This is a genomic window from Pseudomonas sp. ASL8, from assembly GCF_056680355.1.
This window is the reverse complement of sequence record NZ_CM155278.1, coordinates 3,787,662-3,802,004: the sequence shown is the minus strand read 5'-3', so window position 1 is coordinate 3,802,004 and position 14,343 is coordinate 3,787,662. Positions and strand designations below refer to the sequence as shown.

Sequence of the window (14,343 nt, the reverse complement as noted above, 5' to 3'; positions counted from 1 at the left end):
ACGGGATGTCTTTACATCGCAAATCACCCGGAGTTATAAGAACAGGTAAATCAGCAACGAAATCGAAGGACATGTCATGAGCCAAAATGATCGGAACTACGCAGAAAAGAGAGATTACATCCGCATGCGTGTGGATGCCGACGTGACCCTGTTGTACGCCGGCCAGATCATTCCAGCAGTCTGCGTGGACCTGTCAAGCTCGGGCATGCAAGTGGAAGCGCCTCGCGCGTTCAAGATTGGTGACAAGCTGAGCGTGCGGATCGATTCCGACCATGCGGCGCTCAAGGGGCTGGAGGCCGACACCGAGGTTGTGTGGCTGACCGATCAAGACGAAGGGGGTCAGAAACTGGGCCTGACTATTCTCTCAATGAATTGAACCGATTTTTTCGAGAGAAAAATCAAATAAAAAAGGCGACCTGAAGGTCGCCTTTTTTGCAGGCCGGAAGACTAGAAATCGTCTTTGACCTTGCCGTCTTTCACCTTGAACTCGCGATTCTGCAAGTAGGCGTTACGGATGAACGTGTATTTGTCACCACGGATCAACTTCTCGGCTGACAACAGGCTCGCACGGGTGTCGACAATATCCACGCCCCACATGGTGTTGCGGGCCGGTATATCGTTCATGTAGTGGTACGGCGAGGTGTACGTGTCAGGGTACTTGGCGAGACCGTCGCGCACGTTGCTAGGACCGAGCAACGGCAGCACCACATACGGTCCGCTTGGCAAACCCCAATGACCCAGGGTCTGACCAAAGTCTTCATCGTTACGCTGCAAGCCCATCTTGGTACCGACGTCGAAGAAGCCGGCCAAACCAAATGTCGTGTTGAACAGCAGACGGGCCGTGTCGACGCCAGCGGCCTTCGGCTTGGCCTGCAAGACATCGTTGGCGAAGTTGCGAACGTCACCGATGTTATTGAACATGTTGTGAATGCCGTCTTCAAGGAACTGCGGCGTGATGTACTGATACCCCTGCGCCAATGGCTTCAGGGCGTAGGTATCGACTGTATCGTTGAAGCGGAAAATGACTCGGTTGACGCCTTCCCAAGGGTCTTCATCAGCGGCTTGAGCAACCATGGGAACCAGCGCAATACCGGCACAAATACACAATTGAGCCAGACGATCGATAAAGCCTGCACCGGTCACGGGCATAGCAGACACTCCTAGAGACAGTAATGGGGCGGGCGCTATGCCCTGCAACTCAAGACGCGCAGTATAAAGCCTTCTACGACTATTTAGGCAGCTTAGTGGATCCAGATGCTGCCAAAGTACAAATCAACGGCCCATCCTCGTTACCAAAATGTCATGCGACTGTCATCTGCCACCCGTAGCGTGTGAGGATAATTCAGGGACGTGACCATGCCTGCGCCACACGCCACACCCGCACCCTCTCCTTCGCCAATCTTCACTGCGCTGCTCTTCGGCCTCAGTGGCTGCCTGGTCGACTTTGGTGCTCGCGCCCGAGCGGTGTCGGCTAGAAGCGCACTCGGCGCGCAACCGCAGGATATTCAACTCGAGATGAGCGAACAGGCCCGCGTCACACCGGGCGCTCTAGATATTCTGCAAACCCTGAGCCGACAAGGCATACCTTGCGCCTGGCTGGATGACCTTCCCTCCACGGTCAGCCAACACTTGGCGGCGCCACTGCCGGAATGGGTTCAACCGACCAATCACGCCATTGCCTGCGCCGCCTGGCCCGCCCCCGATGCTTGTTGGCAGGCGTTAATGGCCTTGAAGGTGAAACAACTCGATGGCTGCGTGCTGGTCAGCGGTGAACCACACCTGCTGCAGTCCGGGCTCAACGCCGGACTCTGGACAGTCGGCCTGGCATCTTGCGGCCCCCTCTGCGGATTGTCTCCTAGTGAATGGCGAGCGCTGAACAGCGCCGAACGTGAACACCGTCGCGGCCAAGCGACCCTGCAACTGTATGGCCTTGGCGTACATTCAGTGATCGATCACCTCGGGGAACTCGCTTCCTGCCTCGCCGATATCAGCTTGCGCCGCACCAAAGGCGAGAAGCCCTGATCGCGACCCGTTGATCAAGATCATGCATGCAGCTTCGGAGTGGATTAGTCTTATACTTATCAAGGACCTTTAGCTCAGCGCTAAGGTCCATGCCAGAGACTATCCATAAAGGGAGCACGCTATGCCTGCCCGCGAACTGCAAGAACAACTCAACACCCTGCGCGAGCAACTGGAGCAGAATCCGCCGCTGTCTGAATCGGAACGCGAGCACCTGCATGAACTGATGCAGAAGATCGAACTGGAGCTTCAACTGGAAACCGTCACTCAGGACTCGAGCCTGTCTGACAACGTCAATCTTGCCGTCGAACGCTTTGAGCTGGAACATCCAGCCATTGCCGGAACACTGCGCAGCATTGTTCAGACCTTGGGTAACATCGGGATTTAAGCCCACCCGCGAAACACATCGGTTACGCACCACAAAAAACCCGTCTGATTAGACGGGTTTTTTCGTTTACTGACGTGCCAGCCTGCGATTTTCCAGGCTGATCGCCTCGGTACTGCGATAAGGGTTGATGTCCAACCCGCCGCGTCGCACGTAACGTGCGTAGACCGTTAACATCTCTGGCTTGAGCAAGCGCTGCAGATCGAGAAAAATCCGCTCGACGCATTGCTCGTGAAAGTCTGAGTGCTGACGGAAGCTGACGATATAGGCCAACAAACTGGCGTGATCCAGAGCGGAACCGCGATATTCCACGGCAACGCTGCCCCAGTCAGGTTGACTGGTGACCGGACAATTGGATTTGAGCAGATGGCTGTGCAGGCTTTCTTCGATCACCCGCGAGTCATCGCAACGCAGCAACTCTGGGCGCGGCGTCTCGTAGCTATTGATGCTCACGTCCAGCTCATCGATGCAAACGCCCGGCAATGCCGCGACACCCTCCGTTTCAACGTCACTCAGGCTCCGAATTCGAACGCCCACCGGCTTGCCGGCGGCGGCAGACAGATCCGCTTGCAACGTCGCGACCAAGCTGGCTCGATCCGGGAACGGGGTCTGGTTCAGCGAATTGAGGTAAAGCTTGAACGATTTAGACTCAATGATATTCGGCGAGTCTGCCGGGATGGTGAATTCACCAATGGCCACCACCGGCTTGCCCGACGGCAGCAGCCAGGACAACTCAAAGCAGTTCCAGAAATCGACACCTTGATAGGGCAGCGTTTCAGCCGTGAGCCCAAGCTCGGCCCATTTCGCCGCACGCGGGATCGGGAACAGCAGGGACGGCGTGTAGGTGGCAATGTATTCACTGGACTTGCCCAGCGGCGAATGTTCGGCTGCGGGATGCATGGTGGGGACCTGGCTAAATAATCCCCACGAGTTTATAGGGTTTGCCCGCAGCTTTCAGCGCCTAGTCGACGATGTTGATCTTACCGACCATCCCGGCCTGATAATGCCCGGGAATATTGCAGGCAAACTCAAGGTCGCTGGCCTTGCTGAAAGTCCAGGTCAATTCGGCGGTTTTGCCCGGCTCAACCAGCACGCTGTTGGGGGCGTCGTGTTTCATGGGTTTATCATTATTCATTGCACCTTGCATCATGCTGTCATGACCCATACTGCCGTGATCCATTGCCTCATGGCTCATTGCCTCATGACTCATACCCGTCGGCGAGAGCATGCCGCCTTGCTGCATCGCGAGCATTTCCTTCTGATGTTCCGCGTGCATGGCCGCGTCGCCAAGGTTGAACTCGTGCAGCAACTGCCCCTTGTTGACGAGGACGAAGCGCACCGTCTCACCCGCTTTGACCTGAATAGCCTTGTCCTGGAAAAACATATCGCCCAAGGTCAACTCGACCGTGCGAGTAGCCTGAGCCGCCGGAGCAGCGTGACCGAAGTTCAGTGTATGGGCAGACGAAGCCATTAGCGGCAGGCTCAACCCCAGCAGCCCCGCGACCACGGCAATACGAACAAGCGAAACCATAGACTTCTCCAAATAAGCGACAATCAATCACCCTACTGTAGAGAGGCAGCGCTGGCAGTTAGCTGACCGGGAGATTACAACTTTGTCAGCTTCGGCCTTGGATCTGCCATTCGCGTTATAAAGTACCGCTGCATAAGCTCCTCCGCGGTCGCCACGAGTCGCCCATGAAATTACTAATCGTCGAAGATCAACCGAAAACCGGCCATTACCTGCGCCAAGGCCTGAACGAGGCCGGTTTCATCACCGAACTGGTGGCCGATGGCACCACGGGACAGCACTTGGCGTTGAGCGGCGACTACGCGCTGCTGATCCTGGATGTGATGCTGCCCGGCCGCGATGGCTGGCAGATACTCCAGGCCGTGCGCAGCGCCGGACTGGAGACGCCTGTGTTGTTTCTCACCGCCCGCGATGCAGTGGAGGATCGGGTTCGAGGCCTTGAGCTGGGCGCCGATGATTACCTGGTCAAACCCTTCGCCTTCTCTGAACTGCTCGCCCGGGTGCGCAGCCTGCTTCGTCGTGGCAGCAGCGTCGCGCAGGAAACTCATCTGCAACTGGCCGATTTGCGCCTTGACCTGCTGCGTCGGCGAGTAGAACGCAATGGACAACGCATCGACCTGACGGCCAAAGAGTTTTCGTTGCTGGAACTGCTGTTGCGGCGCCAGGGTGAAGTGCTGCCTAAATCGCTGATCGCATCACAGGTCTGGGACATGAATTTCGACAGCGACACCAACGTGATTGAAGTCGCCATCCGCCGCTTGCGCTTGAAGGTCGATGATGATTACCCAAATAAACTGATCCATACCGTTCGCGGCATGGGCTATGTTCTAGAAGAGCGCCCCCTGTGATGGCTCGTCTGTCCCTCAGCAGTCGTCTGGCACTGCTGTTCGCAGCCTGCACTGCCGTGGTTTCGTTGACCGCGGGCGTGCTGTTCAATCGAGCCAGTGAAGCGCACTTCATCGAACTGGACCAACAATCACTCGACAGCAAGTTGCAGACATTTCGCTCGGTATTGAAGGGTGTTGCGAGCCAAGCCGATCTCAGCGCTCGACAAACGACGCTGCAAAGCGAGCTCAGCCATCAGCCAGACCTGGCGCTGCGTCTCAGCGGCAGTGACGGAATCATCTGGTTCGACAGCCTGCCGACGCTCCCGGCAACATTGCCCACTCCGCATGGCCTGCACACCTTGCACAGCACAGAGACTGACTTTCGAACGTATAGCGCCTTGCTCGAGCCCGAGGTCGTTAATTCACCGCAACTGACGCTGTTGCTGGACGTGACCCACCACCAACACTTTCTTCAGCGCATGCAGCACTTGATCTGGCTCACGGTTGGATTTTCTGCTCTGGCCACGGCACTGCTGGGTGCCTGGGCGGCGCGCAGCGGCCTCCGACCACTCAGACAAATGAGCGAAATCGCCGCCAGCGTCTCGGCCAGTTCGCTGACGACACGCCTGCCGCAGACGGAAATGCCCGCTGAACTGGCGGAACTGACGCACGCCTTCAACGCCATGTTTGGACGCCTCGACGACGCCTTTCAGCGGCTCTCGGCATTCTCTGCGGACATTGCCCATGAGTTGCGCACGCCGCTGTCCAACCTGCTGACCCATACCCAAGTCACCCTCACCCGCCCGCGCTCGACCGAGGACTATCGCGAAGCCTTGCTCGGCAATCTTGAGGAACTGCAATGGATGGCGCAGATGATCAACGACATGCTGTATCTGGCCAAGGCCGAACACGGCCTGCTCAACCCGACGCGGGAAACCCTGCAACTGGAAGACGAAGCGGACGCAGTACTCGAGTTTTTCGCACCCTTGGCCGAGGACGCGCAGGTGCGGCTGTCACGCGAAGGCAACGCCACACTGGCCGGTGATCGCAACATGCTGCGCCGCGCTATCTCCAACCTGCTGGACAACGCGCTGCGCTTCACCCCGGCAGGCGGACAGGTCGCAATGCGCATATCCCGCTCGGATCAAGGCGTGCAACTGAGTATCGAAAACAACGGAGCAACCATTCCTGCACCAGCGTTGCCCCATGTGTTCGATCGGTTTTTTCGCGCGGACCCTGCACGCAGCGAAGGCAGCAGCGAGCACGCAGGGCTGGGGCTGGCGATCACTCAGTCAATCATCCGCGCCCACGGCGGGCAGATTCGCTGCGAATCGGCGGACGGCTGGACACGCTTTGTGATTGAGTTCAACCGTGAATCACCGCACGGCAATCACTCGTAGCGCAGCGCATAGGCCGGCTGGATCTGTGCCGCACGCCAGGCTGGGTAGAGCGTCGCGAGAAAACTCAGGATGAATCCGGCGCTGCAGATCAACACAACATCCTCCCATTGCAGTTGGGATGGCAGGTTATTGATGAAGTACACATCGGAACTGAAGATGTGCTGCCCGGTGACGCGCTCCAGCCAGCCCACCATCTCGCTGACATTGATTGCAGCGATCACGCCGAGAACACCACCGATAATGGTGCCCACGATCCCGATGACGGTGCCCTGAACCATGAAGATGGTCATGATCTGCCCAGGTGTGGCACCGATGGTGCGCAAGATGGCGATGTCAGCGCCTTTGTCGTTTACTACCATGATCAAGGTGGCGATGATGTTGAACGCCGCCACAGCGACAATCATCAGCAGCAACAGGCCGATCATGGTCTTTTCCATTTTCATCGCACTGAACAGACTGCCCTGAGTGTGAGTCCAGTCATCGGCGCGGTAACCAGCACCTAGGCCGGCAACAATGGCAGCCGAGACCTGCGGCGCTGTGTACAGATCCTTAAGCGCCAGACGTACGCCTTGCACTTGATCAGGCTTCCAGCGCTGCATTTGCGCAGCGTCGGCGACGTTGATCAGGGCCATGGAGCCATCCAGCTCGGCACCGACCTTGAACACGCCGACCACCGTCAGCCGCTGCAGGCGCGGGGTAATGCCGCCCGGCGCATTACTGACTTCCGGGACGATCAGGGTCAGCTTGTCGCCGACGTTCAGGCGAAAACGTCGAGCGGTGATTTCACCAACCACCACACCAAACTCACCAGCTTTGAGGTCTTCCAGGCGCCCCTGAGTGATGTGTTGGGCAACAATCGAAACCTTGTGTTCCAGCGCCGGATCAACGCCGCTGATCTGGATAGGCTGCATCGAACCCTTATAGGAGAACATGCCTTCCATTTCGGTGAACGGAACAGCAGCGGTCACCTCGGGGTTCGTCATCGCCGCAGCGGCTGCGGGTTTCCAGTCGTCAAGAGGCGTAACGCCGGCGATGACGGCGTGGGGCACCATGCCCAGAATCCGCGAGCTCATTTCACGCTGAAAACCATTCATCACCGACAGCACCACGATCATTGCCAACACGCCCAGGGCGAGGCCAATCATCGAGGTCATCGAAATAAACGAAATGAAGTGATTACGGCGCTTGGCGCGGGTATAGCGCGCGCCAATAAAAATTGATAACGGTCTGAACATTCGCGGAGCACCGTAGAAAAAATGAAAACCCCGACGCCGTGACAACCGGCGCCGGGTTGATTGAATCAATCAGCGACCAAATGACCATCTTCGAGGCGCAACACTCGATCCATCTGCCGGGCCAGAGCCATGTCGTGGGTCACGACCAGAAACGCCGTTTGCGATGAGGTACTGAGCTCCAGCATCAAATCCTGAATGCCCTGCGCCGTGTGATGATCGAGGTTACCGGTGGGCTCGTCGAGCATCACCAGTCCCGGCCGGTTGACCAGCGCCCGGGCAATTGCCACGCGCTGACGCTCGCCACCAGACAATTCCGATGGTTTATGCGCCAGTCGATGCCCCAGCCCTACCCGCTGCAGCAACTCGGTAGCACGCTGACGGGCTTCCGGGATCGCCGTACGGCCGATCAACAGCGGCATGCAGACGTTCTCCAGAGCGGTGAACTCAGGCAACAGGTGGTGGAATTGATACACAAACCCCAGCGCCCGGTTACGCAACAGACCCCGGGCTTTTTCGCCCAACGCCGACAATTCTTCACCCGCCAGCCAAACGCTGCCTTGCGAAGGCGTATCCAGACCGCCAAGCAGATTGAGCAAGGTACTTTTACCGGAACCCGAACTGCCGACAATGGCGACGCGCTCGCCGGGGTGCAACTCCAGTTGCAAGCCCGAAAGGACCACCACTGACTCCGGGCCTTCCTCGTAGGATTTGCCCAGATTGCGGCAACTCAGTACTGCTTTATCACTCATGCCCGACTCACTCATAACGTAGCGCCTCCGCAGGCTGGGTGCGCGCAGCACGCCAGGCTGGATACAGGGTGGCGAGAAAACTCAGAATCAATGCGGCACCGCAGACCAGCAGCACGTCTTCGGCCATCAATTGCGACGGCAGGTAGTCGATGAAGTAGACGTCCGCATTGAGAAACTTGTGCCCGAGCAAACCTTCCAGCGCGGAGATCGCAGCACTGACATTGAGCGCGGCGAAAATCCCCACCACAGCGCCGATCAGCGTCCCGACCACACCAATGACCGTGCCCTGCACCATGAAGATCGCCATGATCTGCCCGGGTGTAGCGCCCAAGGTGCGCAGGATCGCGATATCGCCTTTCTTGTCGTTGACCACCATCACCAGCGTGGAAATGATATTGAAGGCAGCGACCGCAACGATGAGCAACAACAGCAAGCCGATCATGGCTTTTTCCATACGGATCGCCTGATACAAATTGCCCTGCGTCCGGGTCCAGTCACGGGCATAGAAATTATGATCACCCAACCTCTGCGCGATTTCCCACGATACGCGGGGTGCCTCGAACAGGTCGTCGAACTTCAGACGCAGCCCTTGCACCTGATCCGGTTTCCAGCGATGCAGACGCGCCAGATCGGTGAGATTGGTCAAGCCGAGGTAGCCGTCCAGCTCGCCAGCGCCGACATGAAAGATGCCAACGACAGTAAAACGCTTCATCCGCGGAAATATTCCGGCGGGGGTAACGGTCACTTCCGGGGCGACGAAGGTCAGTTTGTCACCGAGACCTACGCCCAGCTTGGTGGCGGCCTTGTCGCCGATAACGATGCCAAAGCTGCCGGGGGCCAGATCATCCAGGCGCCCCTTCAGCATAAAGTTATCGATGATCGAAACTTTGCGCTCCTGCGCCGGATCGATGGCGTTGAGCAACACCTTCTGCACCTGACCGTTGCTGGTCAGCAAACCCTGCATCTGGGTAAACGGCGCAACCGCGACAACCTTGGGGTTTGCCTTGACCTTGTCGCCCAGGCTTTGCCAGTCGCTGATCGGCTGATCGGACTCGATGGTCGCGTGGGGCACCATGCCCAGCACACGGGTGCGCATCTCATGATCGAAACCATTCATGACCGATAACACGACGATCATCACGACGACGCCAAGGGCGAGGCCGATCATCGACGTCAGGGAAATGAAGGAGACAAAATGATTGCGGCGTTTTGCACGGGTATAACGCGTGCCAATAAATACAAAAAGAGGTCTGAACATGTCGGGGCTTGTTCGGAGGAAAGGGAACGTCCTTGTGGCGGGGCTCAGCGAGCAGCTTTACACTCAGAACACCGCCGCTACCATGGGTTCGCCATGTCGACATTAAATGAAGAAGATCGCCGCGAATACTACCGTATCGAGGACACGATCGCACTGGAAATTAACCACCTGTCCGGCACCCACGCGACCCATCAGACGCCTGCGCAGGACACGTCCACGTTGTTCAACCTGCTCAGCGAACTGCACGTCAGCGAGTTCGAGTCTCAACATTTGCTACGCCAGCTAGGTGATAACGACCGCGCGCTCGGCAGCTATCTGAAGGCCCTGAACAAGCGCATCGATTTGCTCGGTCAGGTCGTGGCACACACCGTTCTGGGCAAGATAGGCGAGCCACAGCTGGTGATTCTCTCCGAAGGCGGCGTGCAGTTTCATCATCCGCTGCCGATTCCCGCAGGCACGAAACTGTCCATCAAGATGGTGCTGATGCCACAAGCACTGGGCTTGATGATGAACGCCAAGGTCACGCACTGCGGCGCTCGCGAAATCGGAAATTTCGAGATTGGTACCGAGTTCGAGGACCTCCCGGATGCCCAGCGACAGCTGCTCGCCCGTTACATCTTGCAACGACAATCCCAGCAACGCCGCCTGGCGCGAGAGCAAAGCAATGGCTCAGAGACGTGATACCTGACAAATCTGGCTATCCCGTGAAAACCTCTGAGCCCAGGTAACGAAGACGCTTAGGCAACAAACAGCGCTAAAACCCACAAGGAGTAAACGTGACCCTTATTTACGGCCACCGCGGCGCTAAAGGCGAAGCACCGGAAAACACCCTGACCAGCTTCCAGGAATGCCTCAAGCACGGCGTTCGCCGCTGCGAGCTGGATCTGCACCTGTCCCGTGATGGCGAACTCATGGTAATCCATGACCCGACGCTAAAACGCACCACGGATCGGCGCGGCAAAATCATCGAGCAGGACGCTGCGGACCTGGTGACTTTTGATGCGCGCAAAGGCGGCCCAGGCTGGGTTCATCCCTGCCCGATTCCACGTCTGGAAGAATTGTTCGAACAATGCGCCTTCGATCATTGGCAACTGGAAGTCAAAAGCGCATCCCGCACACGCGCTGCGACCACCGTGCTGGCGATTCGGGAATTGGCCCAGCGTCACGGCCTGCTGGACAAGGTCACCGTTACGTCGAGTTCGAGGGAAGTGTTGCGCGCAGCACTGGAGCTGACACCCGACCTGTCACGCGGACTGGTGGCTGAATACGCCTGGCTCGACCCTCTGAAGGTCGCGCAAAGTTATGACTGCAAGATTCTGGCGTTGAACTGGACACTGTGCACCCCCGAGCGCTTGCAGAAAGCCCAGCGTCAGGGATTGCACGTATCGGTATGGACAGTCAACGAACCCGCGCTGATGCGCAGGCTCGCCGACTTCGGCGTAGATAGCCTGATTACAGACTTTCCCGGTTTGGCCACTGCCACTCTCGGGAATTGCTGAAATCGGTCTCCCCGGCCGGCTCAGGCCACCGGCCGGAGCCGCTCAAAAAAGCCGGTTGAGGCCGTCGTAAGCCGCTACCCGATAGGCTTCTGCCATGGTCGGGTAGTTAAACGTGGTGTTGACGAAGTACTTGAGGGTGTTGGCCTCGCCCGGCTGGTTCATGATCGCCTGACCGATATGCACGATCTCTGACGCCTGGTCACCAAAGCAATGCACGCCCAGCACTTGCAGCGTCTCGCGGTGGAACAGGATCTTCAGCATGCCGACCGGCTCGCCGGAGATCTGCGCCCGGGCCATGCCCTTGAAGAACGCCTTGCCCACTTCGTACGGTATTTTCGCCTGGGTCAGTTCGTGTTCATTCTTGCCGATCGAACTGATCTCCGGAATGGTGTAGATCCCGGTTGGCACATCGTTGACGAAACGCCAGCTGCCATTGTCGACAAGGCTGCCCGCCGCTGAACGACCCTGGTCATAGGCCGCACTGGCCAGGCTAGGCCAACCGATCACATCGCCCGCACCATAGATGGTCGGTACGCTGGTCCGGTAGCTCTCATCGACTTCGATCTGACCACGGCTGTTGGCCTTGATCCCGACGTTTTCCAATCCGAGCTTGTCGGTGTTGCCAGTCCGGCCATTACACCAGAGCAAGGCGTCGGCCTTGATCTTTTTACCGGACTTGAGGTGCAGGATCACACCATGATCCAGGCCTTCGACCTTCTCGTACTCTTCGTTATGGCGAACCATCACGTTGTTGTTGCTGAAGTGATAGCTCAACGCCTGAGAGATTTCCGAGTCAAGGAAGCTCAGCAGTTGCTCACGGTTGTCCACCAGCTCGACCATCACACCAAGACCGCTGAAGATCGAGGCGTATTCGCAACCGATAACGCCGGCACCGTAGATGATCAGCTTGCGCGGGGTATGCCCGAGGCTGAGGATGGTGTCGCTATCGTAAATTCGTTGGTGGGTGAAATCGATATCGACCGGGCGATAAGGACGCGAGCCGGTGGCGATGATGATCTGATTGGCCACCAGCTTTTCCAACGTACCGTTGGGGCATACCACGTCGATGCTGTGCTCGTCGGCAAAACTGCCCGTGCCTAAAAACACATCGACACGGTTACGGGCGTAATAGCCGGTACGCGACGTCACTTGCTTGGCAATGACTTTTTCAGCGTTTTTAAGTACGTCCGGGAACGAGAACCAGCGCGGCTCACCAATAGCCCTGAACATAGGGTTGGTGTTGAAGTGCATGATTTGCTTGACCGAGTGACGCAGCGCCTTGGACGGGATGGTGCCCAGGTGAGTGCAGTTGCCGCCGACCTGACGACGGCTATCGACCATCGCTACTTTGCGTCCTGCTTTAGCGGCGTTCATCGCCGCGCCTTCTCCCGCCGGGCCTGAACCCAGCACCACTACGTCGTAGTTGTAGACAGCCATGCGTACTCCTTTAGAACAGGCCGAGGCGCCACTCTGGCGTCTCTGGCTAAATCATGCCGCGGCCAGCGGCATGAAGGATCGAAACAGGGGCGCAGTCTAACCAAGCGCGGAAGCGGCGAACATTAACCCTTGGTCGCGTCGTAGGCCAATACTGTCTGCACTACATCGCACACAAGGTCGATAAATCGCTGTCGGGCTACTGCGATTTATCGGAAAACAGCCTGTCGAACGCCGAATTGCTGCGGATGATAAAACGCTTGTCGACACGAATCACAAAAAAAGCGGCAATTTCATGCTCTTCAGCGAAAGCCCAACCCCGTTCCGGGCCGAGAATCAGGAGTAAGGTAGAAAATCCATCGGCCATCAATGCCGACCGATCGATGACCGTGACCGATGCCAGTGCGTGATCAATGGGCGCACCCATCAGCGCATCAAAGGTATGGGAATAACGCCGTCCGTCTTGCTCGAAATAATTACGGTAGTCGCCAGATGTTGAAACACCATAGCCATCGAGTTCGATAATTTTTTCGGCAATCTGCTGATCATCTCGGGGCGCTTCGAGTGCAACACGCCAAGGCGACCCATCGGCTTTTTTGCCCACGGCCTTGAGCTCACCTGTCGCCTCGACCAAAAAACTGCGGATACCCAACGCCTGCATCCGAGCGCTGATGCGGTCCACCGCATAACCGGCTGCGATGCTATTGAAGTCCACCTGGACCGGGGCATCCTTGCACAACTGGTCGCCGTCGATGCGCAAGTGGTCATGCCCCACCCGCTGGCGTACCAAGGCCAATTGCTCGGCCGTCGGCACGTGTTCGACCCGGGCCTGCGGGCCAAAACCCCACAAATCGAGCAAGGGTTCCACCGTCAGGTCATATGAGCCCTGGCTGTCGATGGACAATTGCTCGCCCACCCGCACCAACGCCAACACCCCTGCGGGCATCGACTGACAACTGTCCGCTGGCAGCCCATTGAACCGCTCAATGTCCGAATCACTGCGGTAGGTCGACATCTGCTGATCGACTTCAGCCAGAATCGCTTCCACCTCCGGCTGAACGTGCGCAATGTCTGGCCCGGAGGGGCCGCGCACGTATTTCACCGAATACGTACTGCCCATAGTCGGACCGCCAAAACTTTCCAGACCGTCACCCGAGCCGCACGCGGTCATGGAACCCATCAGCAGTACAGGCATACAACGCCTGATGAGCCTAACGCTGCACTTGAACGCGCGTGACTCCGCTATCAAATCGAAACACATTTATTGCTCGCAAGCCCGGCATCGAGCAAAAATTGACTTAACCTGTCAGTAGGCATTCAACGAAGCGCGGCCATTATGCGACATCTGATGATTTACCTGCTGCTGATATTCAGTCCATTGGCACTGGCTAATCAGGCAGAGCGCCTCAAGGAAGCAAACTTCCCCGCGCAACTCAGCGACCACTCACCTGCGCTTGAGCGCAAGAGCCAGGCAGTACTGACGTATTTATGGGTCGACGTTTACGCTGCCGCCCTGTTTGCTGAACCTTCGACCAGCGCCCAACAGGCGGTGTCCGCCCAAAAAACGCAGCGCCTCGAATTGTATTATTTTCGCGACATTGATCGTCAGGACGTGATCAAAGCCGCCAGTGCAACACTCGAACGCCAGCAAAACAAAGCAACCCTCGCCCGCCTGCAGCCACAACTGGATCAGCTCAGCCAGAGCATCCAGAGTATTCGTCACGGAGATCGGTACGCCTTGACCTGGCAGCCCGGCCAAGGGCTGAAAATGGAGTGCAACAACAAGGTCATCTTCAGCAGCCTGGACCACGAATTGGCCCAGGTATATTTCTCGATCTGGCTGGGGACTCAGGGGGTATCAGACGACTTGCGAGAAGCCTTGCTCACGCAGAATTGAACAAGGCTGCAGCGCTTCGTATCAGCGCGTTAATACCAGATAGCCAAATCGCGTCCAAAAAAATGCCCCGAACTGAGTCGGGGCACTTTTCAACCTGTTACTTGGCCTAGCG

Annotated in this window: 16 protein-coding genes; 8 read left to right on the top strand and 8 right to left on the bottom strand. The window is 57.6% G+C overall.

What is annotated here, in order from left to right:
• The first annotated feature begins 76 nt into the window (after positions 1 to 76).
• Complete coding sequence (locus AC1MEA_RS17510; protein WP_219063159.1) at positions 77 to 376, top strand: PilZ domain-containing protein; 300 nt, start codon at positions 77 to 79, stop codon at positions 374 to 376.
• Between the two features lie 71 nt (positions 377 to 447).
• Here the strand turns inward: AC1MEA_RS17510 and AC1MEA_RS17505 are convergent, their stop codons facing one another.
• A complete protein-coding gene (locus tag AC1MEA_RS17505; protein WP_480416917.1) occupies positions 448 to 1,149 on the bottom strand; it encodes an MlaA family lipoprotein in 702 nt (233 codons plus the stop codon).
• 207 nt (positions 1,150 to 1,356) lie between these two features.
• Between AC1MEA_RS17505 and pcrP the strand changes: the two genes are divergently transcribed.
• Together pcrP and AC1MEA_RS17495 are read left to right on the top strand one after the other, a co-directional pair.
• Complete coding sequence (gene pcrP / locus AC1MEA_RS17500) at positions 1,357 to 2,022, top strand: HAD superfamily inactivated hydrolase PcrP (RefSeq protein WP_480416916.1); 666 nt, start codon at positions 1,357 to 1,359, stop codon at positions 2,020 to 2,022.
• A 121-nt stretch (positions 2,023 to 2,143) separates the two neighbouring features.
• Positions 2,144 to 2,407, top strand: a complete 264-nt coding sequence (locus AC1MEA_RS17495) for a DUF4404 family protein (RefSeq protein WP_219063162.1) — start codon at positions 2,144 to 2,146, stop codon at positions 2,405 to 2,407.
• A 66-nt stretch (positions 2,408 to 2,473) separates the two neighbouring features.
• Here the strand turns inward: AC1MEA_RS17495 and queF are convergent, their stop codons facing one another.
• Positions 2,474 to 3,304 carry an NADPH-dependent 7-cyano-7-deazaguanine reductase QueF gene (queF, locus tag AC1MEA_RS17490; RefSeq protein ID WP_480416915.1) on the bottom strand — a complete coding sequence of 277 codons (831 nt, stop codon included), beginning with the start codon at positions 3,302 to 3,304 and terminating at the stop codon, positions 2,474 to 2,476.
• A 61-nt stretch (positions 3,305 to 3,365) separates the two neighbouring features.
• Positions 3,366 to 3,935 carry a copper-resistant cuproprotein CopI gene (copI, locus tag AC1MEA_RS17485; protein ID WP_449634512.1) on the bottom strand — a complete coding sequence of 190 codons (570 nt, stop codon included), beginning with the start codon at positions 3,933 to 3,935 and terminating at the stop codon, positions 3,366 to 3,368.
• A gap of 164 nt (positions 3,936 to 4,099) precedes the next feature.
• Between copI and AC1MEA_RS17480 the strand changes: the two genes are divergently transcribed.
• Positions 4,100 to 4,780 carry a heavy metal response regulator transcription factor gene (locus AC1MEA_RS17480; RefSeq protein WP_219063165.1) on the top strand — a complete coding sequence of 227 codons (681 nt, stop codon included), beginning with the start codon at positions 4,100 to 4,102 and terminating at the stop codon, positions 4,778 to 4,780.
• Complete coding sequence (locus AC1MEA_RS17475) at positions 4,780 to 6,159, top strand: heavy metal sensor histidine kinase (RefSeq protein WP_480416914.1); 1,380 nt, start codon at positions 4,780 to 4,782, stop codon at positions 6,157 to 6,159. The genes AC1MEA_RS17480 and AC1MEA_RS17475 overlap by 1 nt, the downstream gene beginning before the upstream one ends.
• Here the strand turns inward: AC1MEA_RS17475 and AC1MEA_RS17470 are convergent.
• From AC1MEA_RS17470 to AC1MEA_RS17460, 3 genes are all read right to left on the bottom strand, one after another.
• The gene (locus AC1MEA_RS17470; RefSeq protein ID WP_480416913.1) at positions 6,150 to 7,394 is read right to left on the bottom strand and encodes a lipoprotein-releasing ABC transporter permease subunit; all 1,245 of its coding nucleotides are present in this window, start codon (positions 7,392 to 7,394) and stop codon (positions 6,150 to 6,152) included. The genes AC1MEA_RS17475 and AC1MEA_RS17470 overlap by 10 nt on opposite strands.
• A 65-nt stretch (positions 7,395 to 7,459) precedes the next feature.
• Positions 7,460 to 8,143 carry a lipoprotein-releasing ABC transporter ATP-binding protein LolD gene (gene lolD, locus AC1MEA_RS17465; RefSeq protein ID WP_219063168.1) on the bottom strand — a complete coding sequence of 228 codons (684 nt, stop codon included), beginning with the start codon at positions 8,141 to 8,143 and terminating at the stop codon, positions 7,460 to 7,462.
• Between the two features lie 7 nt (positions 8,144 to 8,150).
• Complete coding sequence (locus tag AC1MEA_RS17460; RefSeq protein ID WP_480416912.1) at positions 8,151 to 9,401, bottom strand: lipoprotein-releasing ABC transporter permease subunit; 1,251 nt, start codon at positions 9,399 to 9,401, stop codon at positions 8,151 to 8,153.
• A 93-nt stretch (positions 9,402 to 9,494) separates the two neighbouring features.
• On the opposite strand from AC1MEA_RS17460, the gene AC1MEA_RS17455 reads away from it, so the two are divergent.
• Entirely contained in the window at positions 9,495 to 10,082 is a 588-nt protein-coding gene (locus AC1MEA_RS17455) for a PilZ domain-containing protein (protein WP_480416911.1), read from the top strand.
• Between the two features lie 95 nt (positions 10,083 to 10,177).
• Complete coding sequence (locus tag AC1MEA_RS17450; protein ID WP_480416910.1) at positions 10,178 to 10,900, top strand: glycerophosphodiester phosphodiesterase; 723 nt, start codon at positions 10,178 to 10,180, stop codon at positions 10,898 to 10,900.
• A gap of 42 nt (positions 10,901 to 10,942) precedes the next feature.
• On the opposite strand, the gene sthA is transcribed toward AC1MEA_RS17450, so the two are convergent.
• Together sthA and AC1MEA_RS17440 are read right to left on the bottom strand one after the other, a co-directional pair.
• Complete coding sequence (gene sthA, locus AC1MEA_RS17445; RefSeq protein ID WP_219063172.1) at positions 10,943 to 12,337, bottom strand: Si-specific NAD(P)(+) transhydrogenase; 1,395 nt, start codon at positions 12,335 to 12,337, stop codon at positions 10,943 to 10,945.
• A gap of 196 nt (positions 12,338 to 12,533) precedes the next feature.
• Positions 12,534 to 13,529: an FAD:protein FMN transferase gene (locus AC1MEA_RS17440; RefSeq protein ID WP_480416909.1), complete on the bottom strand. Its 996-nt coding sequence runs from the start codon at positions 13,527 to 13,529 to the stop codon at positions 12,534 to 12,536.
• Between the two features lie 141 nt (positions 13,530 to 13,670).
• On the opposite strand from AC1MEA_RS17440, the gene AC1MEA_RS17435 reads away from it, so the two are divergent.
• The gene (locus AC1MEA_RS17435; RefSeq protein WP_480416908.1) at positions 13,671 to 14,231 is read left to right on the top strand and encodes a chalcone isomerase family protein; all 561 of its coding nucleotides are present in this window, start codon (positions 13,671 to 13,673) and stop codon (positions 14,229 to 14,231) included.
• Positions 14,232 to 14,343 lie beyond the last annotated feature (112 nt).

Excerpts from the sequence above, each read along its gene's own strand:
- AC1MEA_RS17510 (WP_219063159.1), top strand. The coding sequence starts at position 77 with ATGAGCCAAAATGATCGGAACTACGCAGAAAAGAGAGATTACATCCGC.
- AC1MEA_RS17505 (WP_480416917.1), bottom strand. The coding sequence starts at position 1,149 with ATGCCCGTGACCGGTGCAGGCTTTATCGATCGTCTGGCTCAATTGTGT.
- pcrP (WP_480416916.1), top strand. The coding sequence starts at position 1,357 with ATGCCTGCGCCACACGCCACACCCGCACCCTCTCCTTCGCCAATCTTC.
- AC1MEA_RS17495 (WP_219063162.1), top strand. The coding sequence starts at position 2,144 with ATGCCTGCCCGCGAACTGCAAGAACAACTCAACACCCTGCGCGAGCAA.
- queF (WP_480416915.1), bottom strand. The coding sequence starts at position 3,304 with ATGCATCCCGCAGCCGAACATTCGCCGCTGGGCAAGTCCAGTGAATAC.
- copI (WP_449634512.1), bottom strand. The coding sequence starts at position 3,935 with ATGGTTTCGCTTGTTCGTATTGCCGTGGTCGCGGGGCTGCTGGGGTTG.
- AC1MEA_RS17480 (WP_219063165.1), top strand. The coding sequence starts at position 4,100 with ATGAAATTACTAATCGTCGAAGATCAACCGAAAACCGGCCATTACCTG.
- AC1MEA_RS17475 (WP_480416914.1), top strand. The coding sequence starts at position 4,780 with ATGGCTCGTCTGTCCCTCAGCAGTCGTCTGGCACTGCTGTTCGCAGCC.
- AC1MEA_RS17470 (WP_480416913.1), bottom strand. The coding sequence starts at position 7,394 with ATGTTCAGACCGTTATCAATTTTTATTGGCGCGCGCTATACCCGCGCC.
- lolD (WP_219063168.1), bottom strand. The coding sequence starts at position 8,143 with ATGAGTGATAAAGCAGTACTGAGTTGCCGCAATCTGGGCAAATCCTAC.
- AC1MEA_RS17460 (WP_480416912.1), bottom strand. The coding sequence starts at position 9,401 with ATGTTCAGACCTCTTTTTGTATTTATTGGCACGCGTTATACCCGTGCA.
- AC1MEA_RS17455 (WP_480416911.1), top strand. The coding sequence starts at position 9,495 with ATGTCGACATTAAATGAAGAAGATCGCCGCGAATACTACCGTATCGAG.
- sthA (WP_219063172.1), bottom strand. The coding sequence starts at position 12,337 with ATGGCTGTCTACAACTACGACGTAGTGGTGCTGGGTTCAGGCCCGGCG.
- AC1MEA_RS17440 (WP_480416909.1), bottom strand. The coding sequence starts at position 13,529 with ATGCCTGTACTGCTGATGGGTTCCATGACCGCGTGCGGCTCGGGTGAC.
- AC1MEA_RS17435 (WP_480416908.1), top strand. The coding sequence starts at position 13,671 with ATGCGACATCTGATGATTTACCTGCTGCTGATATTCAGTCCATTGGCA.